General features: G+C 59.6%; 16 protein-coding genes and 1 pseudogene. 13 read left to right on the top strand and 4 right to left on the bottom strand.

Translation table 11 applies throughout. The features are described from left to right. The first annotated feature begins 193 nt into the window (after window positions 1-193). Window positions 194-508, top strand: a complete 315-nt coding sequence (locus LEPTO7104_RS0130085; RefSeq protein ID WP_017302287.1) for a hypothetical protein — start codon at window positions 194-196, stop codon at window positions 506-508. Between the two features lie 235 nt (window positions 509-743). Continuing rightward, window positions 744-1,804 (top strand): ISKra4 family transposase gene (locus LEPTO7104_RS0130075; protein ID WP_155524006.1). Its coding sequence is split into 2 segments (ribosomal slippage): window positions 744-900 and window positions 900-1,804, totalling 1,062 coding nucleotides; the frame shifts between segments, so codons are not numbered across the junction. Window positions 1,805-1,926: 122 nt separating this feature from the next. On the opposite strand, the gene LEPTO7104_RS41380 is transcribed toward LEPTO7104_RS0130075, so the two are convergent. Further along, window positions 1,927-4,638: a winged helix-turn-helix domain-containing protein gene (locus LEPTO7104_RS41380; protein WP_196358219.1), complete on the bottom strand. Its 2,712-nt coding sequence runs from the start codon at window positions 4,636-4,638 to the stop codon at window positions 1,927-1,929. Window positions 4,639-4,908: 270 nt separating this feature from the next. Here LEPTO7104_RS41380 and LEPTO7104_RS0130065 point away from each other — a divergent pair, with 270 nt between their 5' ends. The 9 genes and pseudogenes from LEPTO7104_RS0130065 (at window position 4,909) to LEPTO7104_RS36205 (ending at window position 10,442) form a co-directional block, all read left to right on the top strand. Beyond that, entirely contained in the window at window positions 4,909-5,448 is a 540-nt protein-coding gene (locus LEPTO7104_RS0130065; RefSeq protein ID WP_017302283.1) for a GNAT family N-acetyltransferase, read from the top strand. Then, window positions 5,429-6,601, top strand: coding sequence for a BUD32 family EKC/KEOPS complex subunit (locus tag LEPTO7104_RS0130060; RefSeq protein ID WP_225887123.1), 1,173 nt, complete (start codon window positions 5,429-5,431; stop codon window positions 6,599-6,601). The genes LEPTO7104_RS0130065 and LEPTO7104_RS0130060 overlap by 20 nt, the downstream gene beginning before the upstream one ends. 202 nt (window positions 6,602-6,803) lie before the next feature. Beyond that, on the top strand, window positions 6,804-7,208 hold the full coding sequence (locus LEPTO7104_RS0130055; protein WP_017302281.1) for a YciI family protein: 405 nt from the start codon (window positions 6,804-6,806) through the stop codon (window positions 7,206-7,208). A gap of 203 nt (window positions 7,209-7,411) precedes the next feature. Then, window positions 7,412-7,789, top strand: coding sequence for a YciI family protein (locus LEPTO7104_RS0130045; RefSeq protein WP_017302279.1), 378 nt, complete (start codon window positions 7,412-7,414; stop codon window positions 7,787-7,789). Window positions 7,790-7,794: 5 nt separating this feature from the next. Beyond that, window positions 7,795-7,896, top strand: a pseudogene (locus LEPTO7104_RS40790) (DUF4287 domain-containing protein); the annotation flags it as partial. Window positions 7,897-7,945: 49 nt separating this feature from the next. Next, window positions 7,946-8,539 (top strand): sulfotransferase family protein, encoded by a 594-nt coding sequence (locus LEPTO7104_RS40785; RefSeq protein ID WP_071527440.1) that lies wholly within the window; start codon window positions 7,946-7,948, stop codon window positions 8,537-8,539. A 116-nt stretch (window positions 8,540-8,655) separates the two neighbouring features. Then, window positions 8,656-9,129, top strand: coding sequence for a VOC family protein (locus tag LEPTO7104_RS0130040; protein WP_017302278.1), 474 nt, complete (start codon window positions 8,656-8,658; stop codon window positions 9,127-9,129). Between the two features lie 33 nt (window positions 9,130-9,162). Beyond that, window positions 9,163-9,762 carry a DUF1993 domain-containing protein gene (locus tag LEPTO7104_RS0130035; protein ID WP_225887122.1) on the top strand — a complete coding sequence of 200 codons (600 nt, stop codon included), beginning with the start codon at window positions 9,163-9,165 and terminating at the stop codon, window positions 9,760-9,762. 59 nt (window positions 9,763-9,821) lie between these two features. Next, complete coding sequence (locus LEPTO7104_RS36205) at window positions 9,822-10,442, top strand: dihydrofolate reductase family protein (RefSeq protein WP_017302276.1); 621 nt, start codon at window positions 9,822-9,824, stop codon at window positions 10,440-10,442. A gap of 136 nt (window positions 10,443-10,578) precedes the next feature. Here the strand turns inward: LEPTO7104_RS36205 and LEPTO7104_RS0130025 are convergent, their stop codons facing one another. Genes LEPTO7104_RS0130025 through LEPTO7104_RS0130015 form a run of 3 tightly spaced genes read right to left on the bottom strand, consistent with a single transcriptional unit; the run spans window position 10,579 to window position 13,790 of the window. Then, window positions 10,579-11,697, bottom strand: coding sequence for a sulfotransferase family protein (locus tag LEPTO7104_RS0130025; RefSeq protein WP_017302275.1), 1,119 nt, complete (start codon window positions 11,695-11,697; stop codon window positions 10,579-10,581). A 3-nt stretch (window positions 11,698-11,700) separates the two neighbouring features. Continuing rightward, window positions 11,701-13,089 carry an aspartate aminotransferase family protein gene (locus LEPTO7104_RS0130020; protein ID WP_017302274.1) on the bottom strand — a complete coding sequence of 463 codons (1,389 nt, stop codon included), beginning with the start codon at window positions 13,087-13,089 and terminating at the stop codon, window positions 11,701-11,703. 5 nt (window positions 13,090-13,094) lie between these two features. Next, window positions 13,095-13,790 (bottom strand): phosphorylase family protein, encoded by a 696-nt coding sequence (locus LEPTO7104_RS0130015; protein ID WP_026073207.1) that lies wholly within the window; start codon window positions 13,788-13,790, stop codon window positions 13,095-13,097. Between the two features lie 190 nt (window positions 13,791-13,980). Here LEPTO7104_RS0130015 and LEPTO7104_RS0130010 point away from each other — a divergent pair, with 190 nt between their 5' ends. Both LEPTO7104_RS0130010 and LEPTO7104_RS0130005 read left to right on the top strand, forming a co-directional pair. Then, window positions 13,981-16,776, top strand: a complete 2,796-nt coding sequence (locus LEPTO7104_RS0130010) for an efflux RND transporter permease subunit (RefSeq protein ID WP_017302272.1) — start codon at window positions 13,981-13,983, stop codon at window positions 16,774-16,776. A 55-nt stretch (window positions 16,777-16,831) separates the two neighbouring features. Next, window positions 16,832-18,091, top strand: a complete 1,260-nt coding sequence (locus LEPTO7104_RS0130005; RefSeq protein WP_017302271.1) for an RNA polymerase sigma factor — start codon at window positions 16,832-16,834, stop codon at window positions 18,089-18,091. Window positions 18,092-18,201: the final 110 nt, after the last annotated feature.

Genomic DNA, 18,201 nt, shown 5'->3' with positions numbered 1-18,201 from the left:
TTAGTCCATTGAAGAGGCCCGCGCCTGTAACCAGGTCGCCGACTCATTTGAGCCGCTGGTGTTTCGCTACCCATTCTGTCCTGGCGGATGACCAGCAACAGCAGTAGGGATTCTTCGATCGCTTGCTCTCAGCCATCTGACGAATACCAATGCCAGGGCTCAACAGACGGCGATCGCCATCAGTGACCTCCAGGTGAAGGTTGCGCAGATTGAGCAGGAGAAGCGGAAGATCGCTGAGACTCTGCGTGAGCAGGTAGCTTTGGAGGTTCTTGAGTTCGATGCCACCCGCCGCGAGTTTCAGATCTCTCAGGAGGTGGCCCGCCGCGCCACAGTGCAGCATCGCCTGCTAGAGATTGACTACCGCTTCAGCAATCAGATCGATAGTGTCACATATCTAAACCATTTGTCACAGTTAGATAGTCAGAAGGCAGATACCTACCGGGCCTGGGCGCGACTGAGAACTCGGCTAGCGCGGATTCAGATGATGGTATTGGGGAGTGGGGAATAGGAGATTGATTAGTCAAAGTTTCTTTAAACGACATACCAATAACTTGTTACTCGACACAGTCCAATAGGCAGACTGAGTAAACTGGTGGGATCCTAACTTTTCGAGGACTTCATCATGGGTGATACCTTAGACGATGAAGGGTGCATCCCAGTTATGCAATGAGTAGAAGTGCTTAGTGCAGATCAAAGGCAGAAGCCGTAGTCTCAGAGCAGCAACTCTGAGGATAACTAAAGCGATGGATGCCGCCAAGGAAGCTCAAATTAAAGCCCATGCCCTGGCCTTAGCTGAGTTACTCTACAACGAAACCGACCCTGAACAAGTCAAGACATTGGCCGGCATTGAAGTAGCCGTTCGTGACCACCTACTGGCGCATGTGGGGCCAGAGATCGGTAATTTTTTATCTGCACAAGTAGCGGCACGAGCCGAGGACGAAAACGACACATCCAAAGCATCGTCGGGCGATTGAGCCTGAGCCAGCGTCAGAGTCAGCAGCTTGAGGTTAAGGCTCGGACTCAGTGGAGTCCTTATCTGGAAAAGTGTTGCCTGCTGCTGAGTGCCAACGAGGCCTACGCACGGGCGGTCGACGATATCGCCGTGCTGACTGGAGTCTGTGTGTCAGGCAGTACCCAGCAACGGCTCGTGCATCGCCAAGACCTAGAACCGCCAACCGTGGACGGCGGGGTCAAGGAAATGAGTCTTGATGGCGGAAAAGTGCGCCTGCGAACACCTCCAGGGCAGCGGTGCGAGTGGCGTGACTACAAGGCTGTCAACCTTCATCAGTGGAGCATTAGCACCTTTTATAAAGACAATGACAGCTTAGTCAACTGGGCCAATCAGCAACTCCTAACGCATCCCCTGGTTTGCCTCGGGGATGGCCACGACGACATCTGGAACCTGTTTTCCCAGATTGCTCACCCGAGTGAACGGGTTGAGATTTTAGATTGGTATCACCTCATGGAGAATTTGGGCAACGTGGGCGGGTCTCAACAGCGCCTAGATGCGGTCGAAGCCTGCTTATGGCAAGGGGATGTAGACGGGGCGGTCAGGGCATTCGACGACTGGCCCCATGAGCGGGTAGACCAGTTTATCGGCTATCTAGCCAAGCATCGTCACCGCATCGTCAACTACAGCTACTACCACGCAGAGGGAATCTCAATCGGCTCTGGAGCTGTGGAGTCGACCATCAAGCAAATTAGCAGGCGGGTGAAGATCTCTGGTGCTCAATGGAAGGAAAGTAACGTTCCTCAAGTGCTCCGACATCGCTGCGCTTATCTCAATGGCCAGTTCTCATCTTGAGTCTTGCAAGACTGGGATGCGCCCAACTAGCCGGGCCACCCTTTGGAAGCACACTCCTGCGGGCTGGAAGATTCTCTATCACCAGGGGACAATTGTGGCAGAGTCGTGAATCTAGAAACCCGTCACTGCAACAGTCCCAATTCCCTGGCTTTGGCCACGGCCTGGGTGCGGTTTTTGACCGCTAACTTGCCGTAGATGTTGCGGGCGTGCCACTTCACGGCGGCCAGGCTGACGTACAGCGCATCGGCGATCGCCTGGTTGGTCATGCCCGTGGACAGATAGGTCAACACCTCTAGCTCGCGATCGCTCAGCGGCTCAATCAACGGCTGGCGGCGGGGCACGATTGGCGCGCTCTGAACCTCGAAATGCGCCAGTAACGCTGCGGTTTCCTCAGCGTGAATCCCTTTTGCTGCCGCCGCAGATAACAGGTCCGCCATCGCTTTTCCCTCGTCTAAAAACAGGCGGATATCGCTATCCTGCCGGGGCAATTGCAGCGCCTGCTGCAGGCAGGTTAAGGCCTGGGCCTGATCGGCCTGGGCCTGCCAGACCAGCGCCTGGAGTAGCAGGCTTTCCATCAGCCGCAGGGTGCGCCCCCCGGCTGTGGCCAGAGCTTGCAGGCGAGAGAGCAAGCGCAGGGCCGCCCGCAAGGGGATGGCCGACGAGGTTTGCCGACCGCGAGCCAGCAGCACTCTGGCATAGGTCAAATAGGCGAGTTCCGCCGCCGTGGGGAATTTTGCCGTGGTGTTGTAGTGCAGATCATCCTCGACGGACAGGCCGCTACTCTCAACCCAGTCCATGGCGGCATTGACGTTGCCCTCCGCCAGGTGCAGCCTGGCTTTGCAGGCTTCCAGCGGCAGCATCGTCGGCCAGAGCCAGACCTGGCCGGGCTCGGCCTGCCGGATCGCTCCCCAGGCGGCGGCCCAATCTCCCTGGGCCTGGCGGACCCTGGCCAGGGTGATGTAACCCATCATCAGGCCGGGCTGCTGGGTTTCAACGGCGCGATCGATGCTTTGGGCGAGATGCTCAGCCGCCGCGTCGAGCTGGTTTTGCTGCCGCAGCAGATCCGCCAGGGCCACCTGCACCAAAACTCCGGCATAGGTGGCCAGCCAGCGCCGCTCTGCCGCCAGATCTAACCCCTGCTGGCAGAGGGCTGTGGCCTCTGCCAGATGGCCCCGCAGGGCGAGAAACTGGGCCTGTAGATAGAGCCCCGCGATCGCGGGGTCAGCCGCACTTCGCACCTGGCCGATGCGGCTGACCTCAGGCAGCAATCGCCGAGCGGCTTCGTAATTGTCATCGACAAAGTAGGTGACGCCCAGGCTGAGAAGAGTCAGCGATCGCAGCCAGGAGTTGTCCTGGGGCAAGAGCTGCAATGCCTTCTCCATCAGGGCTACCGACTCCGCCGCCTGCCCCTGCTGGCGGGCCTGCATGCCCCTGAGGGCGATCACTAACCCCCAGAGCTGATCCAGATTGCCCACCGAGTTGCCGAACTGGGGCGGGTGCTCGTTGAGGATGGTTTCTAGGGTCTGAACGGCGGCGATCGCCTCGGCAAATTGAGCCGTGGTAAAGCCCAGCCAGGCCTGGGCCATCAGCAGCCAGGGGCGCAACCGGGTGAGTTCACCTGGCAACCGCTCCAGGGTTCTTCGCAGCACCACCGCATCGAAGCGAGGATTTTCGCGGGTCTGAATTTCCCGCTCGATCAGCTGGGCGGCGTAGTCAAACGCCTGGGCGGCGACCGCGTGGTGCAGGGCATCGGCGATGTCGCCCTGCTGCTCGTACCACTGGGCCGCCCGGCGGTGATAGGTCGAGATGCCATCTGGGTCGCTGCGCTGCAAAATGTGGCGCAGGGTTTCGGCAAACAGGTGGTGGTAGCGGTACCAGAGGCCATGGTCATCCAGGGGCACCACAAACAGATTTTGCCGCTCTAGCTGCTCTAGAACCCTCGCTCCATCAGCCGCCTCACTCTCCATGACGGCAGCACAGAGGGCACCGCACATCTGCTCTAGAATGGCCGTCCCCAGCAAAAACCGGCGCAGCGGGGGCGGCTGGCGGTCTAGCACTTCCTCCACCAGATAGCCCAGAATGTAGCGCTGGTTGCCGCCAAAGGCCGTTAGACTCTCCGCCGGGCTGGCGGCTTCCCGCAGGGAGAGCATGGCCAACTGAAGTCCCGCAATCCAGCCCTCGGTTTGCTGCTGTAGCCTCGCCACCTGGGCCTCGCTGAGGGGCAGGGGCAGAGACTGCTGCAAAAATTCCGTCGCCTCAGCATCGGTAAAGCGGAGATCGGCGGCATGCAGTTCCGTCAGCTGCGATTGCACCCGCCAGCGGGCCAGGGGCAGGGGCGGATCGGTCCGAGTTGCGATCGCCACCCGCACCCCGGCTGGCAAATGCTCCAGAAAAAACGCCAGCCCCTCGTGGATGGCTGGAGTCGTAATCAGGTGGTAGTCATCCAGCACCAGAATCAGGCCACTGTGCAGCTGGGCCAGCTCATTCAGCAGCGGCGTTAAGAATGCGTCATAGGAAACCGGCTCGGGCGATCGCAGCATCGACAAAGCCGCTTCCCCAAGCTGCCCGTTTGCCTGCTGCAAGGCGGCTACCAGGTAGGTCCAGAAGCGAGTCGGGTCGTTGTCGCGCTCATCTAGAGACAGCCAGCCGACAGACTGCTGGTGCTGCACCCAGGCGCTGAGGACGGTCGTTTTCCCAAATCCAGCGGCGGCGGAAATTAAAATTAACCGACTGGACTGTTCCTGCTGGAGCTTTTGCAGGATGCGATCGCGCCTCACCCACTGCGATCGGGGCGAGGGGACATGCAGCTTTGTCAATAGCAGCGGGCTAGCCAAACCTTCAAGCGGAGATAAATCCTGAACCCTTCCCACGGTAGCGAATCAAGTTAGCCGCCGCCTATCCTTTCGGGTAGTGAAATTACAGCCCCACTGCGCCATGCTGACCTCAGGGCTGGGAAAGCAATTTCTTCCCGCGGTAGGAATCAACTTTTATGACATCACCCTGGTTCCGTCGGATGATAACTCGCCAAAGTAGTATATCTATACTGTTAACGGTCCGGTGCAATTCATCCATCAACAGTGGTTACGGATAAGCAGATAATTTTTATGGTAGCGTTACGCCCTGCAACCCTGGCCGATCTGGCTCTGCTGCGCCACTGGGATGCCAAAGCCCACGTGATTGCCGCAGTTCCTAACGACGATTGGGCCTGGGAAATCGAGCTGAAACGCACCCCAGATTGGCGAGAGCAGCTGATAGCTGACGTTGAGGGCCGCCCTATCGGTTTTATCGAGATCATCGATCCGGCTCAGGAAGATAGCCACTACTGGGGCGAGGTTCCAGCCAATCTCCGCGCCATTGACATTTGGATTGGAGAAAAGGCCGATTTAGGCAAAGGCTATGGCACCAAAATGATGCAGCTTGCCCTGGCTCGGTGTTTCGCAAATCCCGCCGTGACCGCTGTGCTGGTGGATCCGCTGGCTGGCAATACCCAAGCCCATCGCTTTTATGAACGTCTGGGCTTTCGATTCGTTGAGTGCCGTTGCTTCGGTGAAGACAACTGCCGCGTCTATCGCCTGGAGCGAGGCGATTGGCAACGCCAATCCACTTTGTCGGAGCTTCCTGACGGTGAGCGATCGCACGGCTAAAACAGCGGCTAAAAAACGACTTGGAACGATGGATAAGAAGGCTCTACAGCTTAGAAAAGAAACCTACTTCCAGCTCAGCTCACAGCTGGCGCGGCTCAATAATGCTCAACTGCAGGCCCTATTTCCCAACGATGGGTTCAGCTTGGGATGGGGGCAAAATCATGCGATCGCGCTGGGGCAGTCTCAGGTATTTGTCAAACGAATTCCAGTCACGGACATTGAATATCACCATCTTCTCTCCACCCAAAACCTTTATGACCTACCAACCTACTTCAACTACGGTATTGGTTCAGTCGGTTTAGGGGTTTTCCGGGAACTCATGACTCACCTCAAGACCACTCACTGGGTATTGGAGGAAGAAAATACCAGTTTCCCTTTGATGTTTCACTATCGAATTTTGCCGCTTTCGATGCAGTCCAAAGAGGTTAATTTAGATCAAATCAAGCGCTTTGTAGAATACTGGGGCAACTGTGGGGAGATCGAAGCCTATATGCTAGATCGCGCAGAGGCTAATCATGAACTGGCTTTATTCCTGGAATACGTACCCCAAACTTTAGATAGGTGGCTTCAATCAAACCCTGGCGAGTCCCAGCGCAATCTGGGCAGTCTGTGCAATACCATTGCCTTTCTAAGATCGAAAGGAATTATCCATTTCGATGCCCATTTTGGAAATGTTTTGACCGACGGTGAGCAGATCTATTTGACTGATTTTGGCTTAGTCCTTGACCGAAGCTTTGCTCTGTCAGAGGAAGAACGTATTTTCTTTCACCAGAATGCTGATTATGACTATGGAGAAATCCTGCTCAATTTGGGTCATCTGATTTTATCGGTCTACGATCTATGTTCTGAATCTAGCAAAAGCAGGTTGATCGAAAAGTACAACATTCAAAAAGACTTAGGCCCTTCTCAGGTAAGAAAACTATTACTCGAAAACATTGAGTCAATCCAGGCCGAAGGTACTATGTCTCTGGATCGATCTTATGTGGCCAGCATTGTCAAATATCGCAGCATCATCGACCTCATGCACGATTTCTTGGCGGATATGTCGAGAAATCCTAGAAAAGATACGGTCTTTCCCCAGGTCAAGCTGCGATCGCTGCTTGAAGAGACGGGGTTTTTATCTGAGTTTGAGTCATCTACTCACACCTTTTAAGTTCAGGAGGGCCTATCAGCAGCACCCAGCCTTGGTGAAGCGGGAACCCGAAGGTCGATCTCATGAAAAATGCCTGCAAGAACTGGATTGAGCGCCGTCAGGCCGTTAACTCGAAAAAAAATTCTGGCTCCTGTCGATTTTCCGCTCGGTCAAACGACTACTCCATGTAAGCGACCCTTTCAACCCAATTTTGGAGGTCAAGATGAAATTTATCTGTCTGGGATACTTTGACGAAAACCAGTGGGATAGGCTATCTGAAGCCGAGCAGTCGACCATGATGGAAGACTGCTTTGCCTACGACGACGAGCTTCGCCGGGGCGGCCACTTTGTCGGTGGGGAAGCTCTCCAAAGCGTTAAAAACGCCGCGACGCTGCGCTACCAGAATGGTCAGGTGATGGTGACCGATGGCCCCTACGCCGAAACCAAAGAATACCTCGGCGGCATTTTAATCCTGGAGGCCAGAGACCTGAACCACGCCATCCAACTGATGTCGCAGCATCCTGGCGTTCGCAACGGCCCCTTTGAGATTCGCCCCGTAGATGAGGACATGAATGCGCTGGTGGCAGAGCGCGAAAAGAGCTTCCAGGCCGCTAAGGCCATGATCTGAGCTGGGGAAATTATCATGAAAAGTGGCGCTCTTGCTGCCTGGGCGACCAGGTTTTTCACACCTGCTCCAGCTCTGGCGCGGTTTGCAGACCTGACCAACGGCTACGGTCTGCTCGCTATCTCCGCCACGGTCGGCAAGAGTGCTTTGAAAACTCTCCCGCTGGCTGGCCACAGAAACCGACCTATGGATAAGGAGAAACAGCCATGAAATATATGCTGCTTGTCTACAGCGACGAAAATGCCTGGACCCAGAGCGAACGCGAGGAGTGCTACGCCGAGTCCACAACGCTTACACACCAGCTTCAAGCCAGCGGTCAGTTCCTGGGTGCATCGCCGCTACAGCCGGTATCAACCGCAACCAGCGTGCGGCTGCGGCAGGGAAAACAGCTCGTGACCGATGGCCCCTTTGCCGAAACCCGCGAGCAACTCGGGGGCTACTTTTTGATCGACGCCCAGGATCTCGACGAAGCGATCGCCATCGCCGGACGCATCCCTGCCGCCCACAAAGGCACCATCGAAATTCGCCCTGTGATGGAGCTATCGAGCCTGCCAGAACAAATTCACGGTCAACTCATCAGGTAAATAATATGCCAGAAGCGAACAAGGTTAAAGGCCCTGCTTCCTACTTCCCTTCCGTTGAAAAAGCCTATGGCAAGCCAGTCAGTCATTGGTTCAAAGTGCTAAGAGAGAGGCCTAACGAGCTGCTAAAGAGTTGTTTTTGGGGATGATTTTTTATTTATGTTGAAAGTAGTAGGAGCTGGACTTGGTCGAACTGGAACAAAGTCACTCAAATTGGCACTTGAGCGTCTTCTTGGCAAGCCTTGCTATCACATGAGCGAGGTATTTTCCCATCCGGAACATATTCCTCTCTGGTCTGCTGCATCTCGCGGTGAAAATATTGATTGGTCAGCAGTCTTTGACGGCTATATTGCCGCAGTAGATTGGCCTTCAAGCTCGTTTTGGCCTGAGTTAAGCACCATTTACCCTGACTCCCTCGTGATTCTTTCCTACAGAGACGCTGATTCCTGGTGGCAAAGCGCAAGCTCAACAATCTTTCCTAGAATTAGGGAATCAGAAGGCGAGTGGCGCTCTATGGTAGACGAACTGTTTGCGCATCGGTTCACCACAGACACGGCTAATCGCTCCGCTTGTATAGAAGCTTTCAATCATCATAATGAGCGTGTTCGAAACTCTAACTTAGGGCACAGGCTACTGGAATGGAAAGCCGGTGACGGTTGGGAGCCGCTGTGCCGAGCGCTGGATCTAGACATTCCAGACGAAGCATTTCCCCATGTGAACTCAACAGAGAGTTTTATTCAAACTCACTTGTGATGTAAATCACAGTTTAACGAGCACTTCTATGGAGGGGCACAAGACTACTGGTAATAGCTCAAAGACTCATACGCCGTCGAGGCGGGTTATTATTTCACTCCACTGGATGAAACGTCATGCAGAAAGTTGTTCCCTGTCTATGGTTTGATGGCGACGCTGAAGCGGCGGCGCAATTTTATGTTTCGCTGCTGCCCGATTCAAGGATTGACCGGGTCTTGAAATCACTGACTGACACCCCGAGCGGCCCGGCCGATACCGTGCTGACCGTCGAATTCACCTTAGCCGGAACGCAATACATGGGACTGAACGGCGGCCCGCAGTTTTCCTTCACCGAAGCCGTGTCGTTCCAGATTTACTGCGACGATCAGGCTGAGGTCGATCGCCTGTGGGCGGCCCTTGCCGATGGCGGCTCCGAAATTGCCTGCGGCTGGATCAAAGATCGCTGGGGGCTAACCTGGCAGATCGTTCCGACCCGGCTGATCGAATTGCTCAACGATCCTGACCGGCAGCGCGCTCGTCGAGTCCAGGAGGCGATGATGGAAATGATGAAGATTGACATCGCCGAGATTGAGCGCGCAGCAAACGGCTGACCTTCCTCAAACGTGCCTCAGAAGCTTGAACAATTGCAAAAAGAGACCACCGCTGTTCTCTGCCGCACCGCGAACTCCGACACCGTCACCGGCCAACCAGAGGTGCCCATGGCTACATCGCTCTATGACCTCAGTGTCCCCTCGTTTTTGCAAACCGTACGCGCCGTCGCGGGCTTTCTGGACCGCGCCGCTACGCACTGTGCCGACGCTGGTGCCGACCCAGATTCCTTCGTGAACATGCGCCTCTACCGGGACATGGCACCATTCCACTTTCAGATTGAAGCGGCGTGGCACCACTCCGTCTGGGGCTTCGAGGCCATGAGAACTGGCCTGTTTGCGCCGCCAGCTCTAGTAGGCCCGGTGCCGTTCACCGAACTGCGGGCGATGATGGCCCGGGCGGAAGCCGCCCTGAGTGCGCTCACTCCAGATGAAGTAAATGAGTGGGAAGGCAAAGACTTGGATCTTCAGATTGGGCCGCGCCAGCTCGCCTTCACTGCCGAGACGCTCATCCTCTCGTTCTCGCTGCCGAACTTCCACTTCCACACCGTGACCGCCTACGACATTTTGAGATCTAACGGCGTACCGCTGGGCAAGCGCGATTACGAGGGCCAGCTGCGCACTCGGTCAACCTGAGTTCGCCTTGCCCAGCGCTGCCTGACGCTCACTCATTCTGTAAAACGAGAGTGTTCCCCATGAGAAAGCTGATCGTATCTACGTTTGTGTCGCTGGACGGCATTATGCAAGCGCCCGGCGGCCCGGACGAAGACCCGACGGGCGGCTTTACCCTGGGCGGCTGGATGGCTGGCTTTGCGGACGAGGACATGGATCTCTCCGCCGCAGGTTTTAACGGTAAGGATCGGGAACTGGTGCTCGGTCGTAGAACCTACGAGATCTTCGAGGCCTACTGGCCTTACCAGCCCGACGACCATCCGATCGCGAAGACATTCAATGCCACCCGAAAGTATGTGGCTTCGCGCACTCTGACGACGCTCTCGTGGAACAACTCCATCCTGCTCCAGGGCGATGTGGTCTCGGCCATCACCGACCTCAAGGCCCAACCAGGTCCAGACCTGCAGATCATTGGCAGCAGCCATTTGATTCAAACATTGCAGCCTGCATCCTTGATCGACGAGTACAACCTGTGGACGTTTCCCGTGGTGCTGGGGCGGGGCAAGCGTCTCTTTGGCGAAACGGCCAGACCATTTGCCCTGCGGCTCCTGCGCTCCCAGGTTTCGACCACGGGCGTGGTGATGAGCACCTATGTGCCCGATGGCGATATCCGGCCCGGTGCGATCGCAAGGGAGCAGCCGTAGCGCCATGGCATAATCAAAGGCTTTTAGGCGGGGCCTGGGTGACCATGGGGCTGAAGCCTTCGAGCCATGCTTGATGCTTGAAATCACTGCTCCTGTGCTCTGCCTCAGCTGATGGGGAATCGGTATCGGGAGCTGCCTAAGCGCCTCCTCCGGCTGGGGGCTTTTCGTAGCCCCACTGCTGAATCAGCGCTGCCCAGTGCTCCTCTACCCGCTGAATCAGCTCAGGATCGAGGTCATAGCGATTTTTCTGATAGCCTCGCAGCCCGTCTAGATAGCGCTCAAACTGAGATCGCGCCCGGTCAAAATCTTCCAGTTCCAGGGTGGCGTAGACCTGCTCCAGGGTATTCAGGGGGGCTTTCTCAAAATCCTCAAAGCGAATTTCGGCGAACTGGTTTTTGGGCAGGGTGGCGCTGTCCGTTTGCAGGGCGGCGATCATGCGGGGGTAGCTGTCTAAAATTAGCTCCTCCACCAGGGGGAGCATGGCGTCGGCGTCGTAGGTTTGCAGGGCCAGCTCCGGCAGCAGCCGCAGAAAAAAGTGGCGGGTGGAGGGAAACACCACGTAGGGATTGCGGTAGATGTGGATGAATTTGGCCTCGGGCCAGAGCTGGCGAAGCCGGGCCACGTGGGCCGTGTACACCGGGTTTTTGATCAGCAGCGGTTTGCCCTGCTGATGGATGGAGACCTTGTGGAGCAGCTGGGCCTGGTAGCGCTGCCACTGGGCGATCGCCGCCGCATCGCAGCCCTCAAAAAACACTCCGCGCTCGAAGTGGCGGCGCAACTGCTGGGGAAAGTACAGGCCGTGGTAGTAGGACGGCGCGCCCATGGTGGCCAAGGGAATGGCGTCCTCCTGGGGGGAGGTGGGGGTGACAGCCACATTGTCGACGTAGCGATCGCTGGGCAGCGCCTTTTCCAGCAGCGGCTCCAGGCGGCGGACGATGCCGAGAATATCCCAGGGCAGGCCGGTGGCCAGGGGGGTAATGTAGCCAAAGGCGTCGGACTGGCTGAGCAGGTTGTGCAGATGGGTAGTGCCCGATCGCCAGTAGCCGACGATAAAAATCGGCGGCGGCATCGGTTCACTCAATACGCTAGCCGTCTGCCGCTGCTCCGCCAGAGAAAAGGGCCAGCGGGCCAGGGCTACGGCCATGGCGATCGCAGCCTGGGGCAGGCGCTGGGGCGAAACGCCGCCCTGACTGGAGAACAGCCGCCACAGGGTAGCGGGGGTGCTGCCGCAGAGGGGATGAAACAGGCTCGCCATGCCTTAGCCCACTCCGGCTTTCATCCGCAGAGCCTTGGTGGCCAGCGACTTGCCAAAGTCCCAGGCGGCCCCTGGCACCCGGTGGGCATCGGCGACCACATCGGTAACGCCCTCGACTATCCACTGGCGATCGCCCTCGGTCAGCGTCAGGGGCGGAATAAACTTGACCACATTCATGCCGTGGCCCGCCACCTGGGAGAGAATCCGATGCCGCTCAAACAGAGGCACCGTAATCATCTGGGAAAACAGGCCCTGGTTGGCGGCCTCCAGCATTTTCCAGGCCATTTTGAGCGACAGGCTGCGGGGCTCGGCAAACTCCAGGGCGATCATCAGGCCCCGGCCCCGCACTTCTTTGAGGCACTCGTACTGGGTGACTAGTGGCTGCAAGTCGGCAAGCATCCGTTCTCCCATGCGGGCGGAATTGGCAATCAGGTTTTCGGTTTCCAGCACCTCCAGGGTGGCCAGCCCCGCCGCCATGGCCAGGTTATTTTTGCCGAAGGTGCTGCCGTGCACCACAGCCCGATCCATGCGGTTAAACATTTTTTCAAAGATCCACTGCCGACAGGCCACCGCCCCCACGGGCACAAACCCGCCGGAGAGCGCCTTGGCCACGCAGAGAATGTCGGGTTCCACCCCCCAGTGATCCACCGCCCACCACTGGCCGGTGCGGCCCAGGCCGGTCTGCACCTCATCGGCCACGAACAGGGTGCCGGTGCGCTGGCAGAGGGCGGCGGCACCCGGTAAATAGTCCTCAGGCGGAATCCAGACGCCGTGGCCCTGGATTGGTTCGGTGATGAAGGCGGCTACATCCCTGCGGTGTAGAGCCTGCTCCAGGGCGGCCAGATCGCCAAAGGGCACCTCGATGAAGTCGGGCAGCAGGGGGCCAAAGCCGGCGCGAAAATAGTCGTCTCCGGTGGCGGACAGCGACCCCAGGGTGAGGCCATGGTAGCCCCCGGAGCAGAAGACAATTTTGCTGCGCCCGGTGGCGTAGCGGCTGAACTTAATCGCTGCCTCCACGGCTTCGGTGCCGGAGTTGGCAAAAAAGATGCGATCGAGGCCGGGGGGGGTGACTTCCACCAGCTTTTCCGCCAGCAGCCCCGACAGCAGCGACACATCGAGCTGCACCAGGTTGGGCAGGCTGGCCCCCAGCACGTCTTGCAGCACTTGGACTACGGTGGGATGGTTGCGCCCCAGGGCAAACACCCCAAACCCGGCCAGCAAATCCAGGTACTGGTGGCCCTCCTGGTCGTACAGGTAGGGGCCTTCGGCCCGCACGTACTGGCGATTGAAGCCAATGGTCTTGAGCACGTTGACCATCTGGGCGTTGAGGTGCTGGGTGTGCAGATCAAAATTTTCGGCCTGGCGCGCTTTCAGCCGTTGAAGAATGTCCATAGAGGCTAAACAAACAGTTGATGGGTTAGGGCTTCTAGCCGCCGGAGACCGCGCAGGGAGCCAGCAATCAAATGGGCGGCTGCCCCGGGCTGCTGGATAAAGCTCTTAACCAGGGGCCAGGGCTTGAGATCGCCGTTGGCTCCCAGGGCGGCGGTGATATCCGGCAGGGTTTGATCGTAATCATCGCTGATCACCCGCAGAATCGCCACTGGATGGGGCGCCAGGGCGGCAATGACGGCGCTGCTCTCCATATCCACCACGTCGGCCTGGGTGAGATGGTGGAGGGCGGCCTTGGCGGCGGCGGTGGTGAGAATGCGATCGCTGGTCACCACCGTCCCCAAGCCAGCGGCGTGACCCAGCCGATCCTGCATCCAACCCACTAAATCGGGGCTGGGCTGGCCAGGACTATCCCCTACCACGCTACCCTCCACCACCGTCAGGCAGCGCTGACCAATCACCCCGGCCCCGACCCCCAGCGCTGGCGATAGACTTCCCCCCAGTCCCATCACCAAACAGCCCCCTGGAGGCAGCTCCAGGGCTTTCAGCCGCGCCGTCACCGCCTCACCACCCACGGGAATCGGCACCACCTGGGGCAGCGCGATCGCAGCCTTTTTCAGCGGCTTTAGGCCTCTGCACACAGCGGCATACTCTGCCCCCTGGGGGACCAAAAGCGTTGTGATTGCTGGAGCGGCTAGCGGCACCTGAACCCTCCTAAAGCCGTCTGTACCATTGGCATGCTGGAACTGGTGAATCCCTAATTTTCTGGATTTACTATGACAGATTTAGAACAACTGACAGACTTAGAACGACACATCTTAGAATGGACACCTCCTACCCTGTCGAGCCTTCCAACCTCCCGTTCTCTGCAATGGCCCTATTTGCCTAGATCCTATGCCCCAGGCCTCGCCCCCACGGCTGCTCAAAGATCGCCTCAACCTCTCTAAGCTGGCGATCAACCATGCCGGATTGACCATTGCGTTCTGGCTGGTGGTCAGCGTGGCCGGGCTGTTCGCCTTTCGCTCCCTGGAGTATGCGCTGTTTCCCGACATCACCTTTCCGGTGGTGGTAGTGAACGGCTCTGCCCCGCTGGCCACGGCCCTGGAGACCGAGGCCCAGCTCACGGTGCCCCTGGAGGCCCAGTTCGAACCCCTGGAGGGTCTAAACCGCATTTTTTCGACCACCTATCCGGGGCAGAGCGTTCTGAACCTGCGGTTTAAGGTGGGCACCGACCTGGAAGCCTCAACGGCGGCGGTGGAGGAAGCGCTGGCGGAGCTGACCCTGCCCGAGGCCACCCAGACCCAGGTGATTCCCCTCAACCTCAACGAGGAAGCCGCCATTAGCTACGCCCTGGGCGCCGCCGATGGCGATCTGGTGGCCCTGGCCGAGCGGGTCAAGGCCGATGTCATTCCGCCCCTGGAAGCCGTTCCTGGCGTTCTCCGGGTCGACCTCCAGGGCACCGCCGGGCAGCAGACCCTGGCCCCGCCGCCCCTGGCCAATAACCAGGCCCCTGGCGCGAAAAACCCCTCGACCAATCTGCTCAATCCCCCCACTCTGATTCGGTTTAACGGGGCCGAGGCCCTGGCCCTGCAGGTGATCAAGCGGGGCAGCGCCAACACCCTGGCGGTGGTCAACGATGTCGAAGCCGTGGTGCAGAACCTGCAAGCGGCGATGCCAGACCTCCAGATCACCAAAGCGGCGACCCAGGCCAATTTCATTCAAGAATCCACCCAGGCCACCATTGACTCGCTGGTGCTGGCGATCGCGATCGCCGTGCTGGTCATCTTCTGGTTTCTGAGAAACTGGCGGGCCACGCTGATTGTGGCCCTGGCGATTCCTACCTCGCTGCTCGGCACCTTTGTGGTGATGGCGATCTACGGCTTCAACCTGGAGACCATTACCCTGCTGGCCCTGGCCCTGGTGATTGGCATCATCGTGGACGATGCCATCGTCGATGTGGAGAACATCATGCGCCACCTGGAGGCGGGGGAATCGCCAAAACAGGCGGCCCTGCGGGCAACCCGAGAAATTGGCCTGACGGTGTCGGTGTCGACCCTGAGCATTGTGGCGGTGTTTTTGCCCGTGGCCCTGATGGGGGGCACCGTGGGGCAGTTCTTTAAACCCTTTGGCCTGACGGTGTCGGCGGCGGTGCTTACCTCGCTGCTGGTGGCGCGCACCCTGTCGCCGGTTCTGGCGGTGTACTGGCTGCGCGGCAGGCGATCGGAGCTGCCTCCGGAGGCCGCTGGGTCAGAGGATTTGCCCCCTGGCGCTCCTGCGGCGGCCAGCGAAACGACCGCCATGATCACCGAAGCCCCGCCCAACGGCTGGCTGGCGCGGCGCTACAGCAGGCTGCTGGGGTGGGCCTTGGGCCATCGGTGGATGGTGGTGGCTCTGGCGATCGCCAGCCTGGTGGCCGGCATTGCCCTGATTCCCCTGGTGCCCCAGGGGTTTATTCCCCAGCTCGACCGGGGCGAGTTCAATGTCACCTACCAGGCGCCGCTGCCCCAGCCGGGCGCCCAGGGCAGTGCCGCGAGCGGCGTTCTGACCCAGCAGGCCCGCAACCCCAGGCTGGCCCAGGCGGCCGGGGCGGCGGCCCAGATCAATCCGATGCAGCTGATCTTTGCCCAGTCCCAATCGGTGGCCGAGCAGATCGAAGCCACCGTGCTCCAGGCCCCGGCGGTGGCGTCGGTGTTGACCACGGTGGGGGTGCGGGGCAAGCCCAACCAGGGCAAGCTCTACGTCACCCTCAGCCCCGATCGCGCCCTGACCACCGCCGAAGTGCAGGATCAGCTGCGGGCTGACCTGCCCCAGATTCCAGGGGTGACCACCAGCGTCGAAGACCTCCAGTTTGTCGATACCGGCGGCGAAAAGCCCCTGCAAGTGGTGCTGGTAGGAGAGGATTTAGCCCAGCTCCACCAGGCCGCGACGGCGCTCAAAGACCGGGTGGCCGCGCTGCCGGGGTTTGTGGATGTCTCGACCACTGAAGCCGTCGGCAGCGCTGGCGAGATTGTCGAAATCAATCGGCGCAGCGGCCAGCGGGTGGCCTACGTGACCGCCAATTTGAGTGCCGGACAGGCCCTGGGCAAGGCGACCGATCAGATGGTGGCGATCGCCAACGAGATCCTGCCGCCGGGGGTGACGGTCGATCTGGGGGGCGATTCGGCCCGGCTCAACGAAGTGCTGGGCAGCTTTGGCACCACCCTGGGCCTGGCGGTGATCTGCATGCTGGTGGTGCTGTGGATTCCCTTTGGGCGACTGCTGGAGCCAGCGGTGGTGGGCCTGTCGCTGCCCCTGGCCCTGGTGGGGGCCATGCTGGCCCTGCTGATTACCCAGAGTGACTTCGGCATGATCTCGGTGATCGGGCTGCTGTTTTTGCTGGGCCTGCTGGATAAAAACGCCCTGCTGCTGATGGACTACATCAACCAGCTGCGCGAGGCCGGGCTGAGCCGCGATCGCGCCATCAAAGTCACAGGCCAGGTGCGGCTGCGGCCCATTCTCATGACCACGGCCTCCACGGTGCTGGGCATGGTGCCCATTGCCCTGGGCCTGGGGGCCGGGGCCGAGCTGCGGCAGCCCATGGCCGTCGCCATCATCGGCGGCTTGATCACCTCAACCCTGCTGAGTCTAGTGGTGGTGCCGGTGCTCTACACGCTGCTAGAAGACGGCTGGCAACGGCTCAGCAAGCGGTAGTCGCAGCGTTGGTCATGGTACTATAGTACTATTTGGGTCTGGAGCAAGGTGACGGATGTCGATTTCTGAAGCATCGAGCATGGACAACCCCAGACAGATCCACAGGCAGCTAGATGCCGTTTATCGCGCCGAGTCGCGGCGGGTGTTTGCCACTCTGATTCGCCTGTTGGGCGACTTCGATCTGGCCGAGGAAGCTCTCCACGAGGCCTTTGCCGTGGCCCTGGAGCGCTGGCCCAGGGAGGGCGTACCGGCTAACCCGCGCGCCTGGCTGGTTTCGGTGGGCCGGTTTCGGGCCATCGACGCCATTCGGCGGCGCACTCGCTTCGACGCCTCCCTGGCCGAGCTGGCCCAGCGGCTCGATACTCCTGCGGCCGAGATAGCCGACGACGATGTCGAGGACGATCGCCTGCGGCTGATCTTCACCTGCTGCCACCCGGCCCTGCCCCGGGAGGCCCAGGTGGCGCTCACCCTGCGGGAGGTCTGCGGCCTAAAAACCGAGGAAATTGCCAGCGCCTTTTTGGTCGCCCCGCCAACCCTGGCCCAGCGAATTGTGCGGGCCAAGGCCAAAATTCGCGCGGCGGGCATCCCCTACCAGGTGCCCGCGATCGCCGAGCTGCCCGACCGCCTAGACACCGTTCTCCAGGTGATCTATCTGGTCTTCAACGAGGGGTATGCGGCCTCCTCCGGCCCGACGCTGACGCGGGCCGATCTGTCGGGCGAGGCGATTCGGCTGGGGCGACTGGTTATGGAACTGCTGCCCAACCCCGAGGTGATCGGGCTGCTGGCGCTGATGCTGCTGCAAGAGTCGCGGCGAACAGCCCGCACCTCCCCGACGGGCGATCTCATCCTGCTCGCCGATCAGGATCGCGCCCTCTGGAACCAGGCGCAGATTGCGGAGGGGCAGGCCCTGGTGCAGCAGGCGGTGGCCTCTGGCCCCGTTGGCTCCTACGGGCTTCAGGCGGCGATCGCCGCCGTCCATGCCAAGGCCCCCAGCGCCGCCGCCACCGACTGGGCACAGATTGTGGGCCTGTACAGCCTGCTGACCCAGATCGAGCCATCCCCCGTAGTCGAGTTAAACCGGGCCGTGGCGGTGGCGATGCGCGACGGTCCCCAGGTCGGCCTGCACCTGCTCGACGACATTTTGGCCCAGGGCGATCTGGCCCAGTACCACCTGGCCCACGCGGCCCGGGCCGACCTGTGTCGGCAGCTGGGTAAGACAGCCGAGGCCAGAGAGGCCTACCAGCGGGCCTTGGACCTGGCCAGGCAGGAACCCGAGCGCCGGTTTTTAGAAAGCCGCCTGCGCGAGCTGGTCTAGAACACCGCGGCTCCCAGGGCATCTAGAGACGTTCGAAGGTTTGAACGTTTTGAGGGAAAATGCCTGGACCAGACTGGCTACGGCTATATCCTTCACGACTCTATGGCGAG

This window comes from Nodosilinea nodulosa PCC 7104, from assembly GCF_000309385.1.
In the GTDB taxonomy this organism is placed as follows: domain Bacteria; phylum Cyanobacteriota; class Cyanobacteriia; order Phormidesmidales; family Phormidesmidaceae; genus Nodosilinea; species Nodosilinea nodulosa.
Note: the sequence above shows the minus strand (reverse complement) of the source record. Positions and strands in the feature narration are given on the sequence as shown.

Coding starts and splice junctions, on each gene's coding strand:
- LEPTO7104_RS40785 (WP_071527440.1), top strand. CDS start 7,946: ATGTTGAAAGTAGTAGGAGCTGGACTTGGTCGAACTGGAACAAAGTCA.
- LEPTO7104_RS0130010 (WP_017302272.1), top strand. CDS start 13,981: ATGCCCCAGGCCTCGCCCCCACGGCTGCTCAAAGATCGCCTCAACCTC.
- LEPTO7104_RS36205 (WP_017302276.1), top strand. CDS start 9,822: ATGAGAAAGCTGATCGTATCTACGTTTGTGTCGCTGGACGGCATTATG.
- LEPTO7104_RS0130065 (WP_017302283.1), top strand. CDS start 4,909: ATGGTAGCGTTACGCCCTGCAACCCTGGCCGATCTGGCTCTGCTGCGC.
- LEPTO7104_RS0130055 (WP_017302281.1), top strand. CDS start 6,804: ATGAAATTTATCTGTCTGGGATACTTTGACGAAAACCAGTGGGATAGG.
- LEPTO7104_RS0130005 (WP_017302271.1), top strand. CDS start 16,832: ATGTCGATTTCTGAAGCATCGAGCATGGACAACCCCAGACAGATCCAC.
- LEPTO7104_RS0130025 (WP_017302275.1), bottom strand. CDS start 11,697: ATGGCGAGCCTGTTTCATCCCCTCTGCGGCAGCACCCCCGCTACCCTG.
- LEPTO7104_RS0130040 (WP_017302278.1), top strand. CDS start 8,656: ATGCAGAAAGTTGTTCCCTGTCTATGGTTTGATGGCGACGCTGAAGCG.
- LEPTO7104_RS0130045 (WP_017302279.1), top strand. CDS start 7,412: ATGAAATATATGCTGCTTGTCTACAGCGACGAAAATGCCTGGACCCAG.
- LEPTO7104_RS0130020 (WP_017302274.1), bottom strand. CDS start 13,089: ATGGACATTCTTCAACGGCTGAAAGCGCGCCAGGCCGAAAATTTTGAT.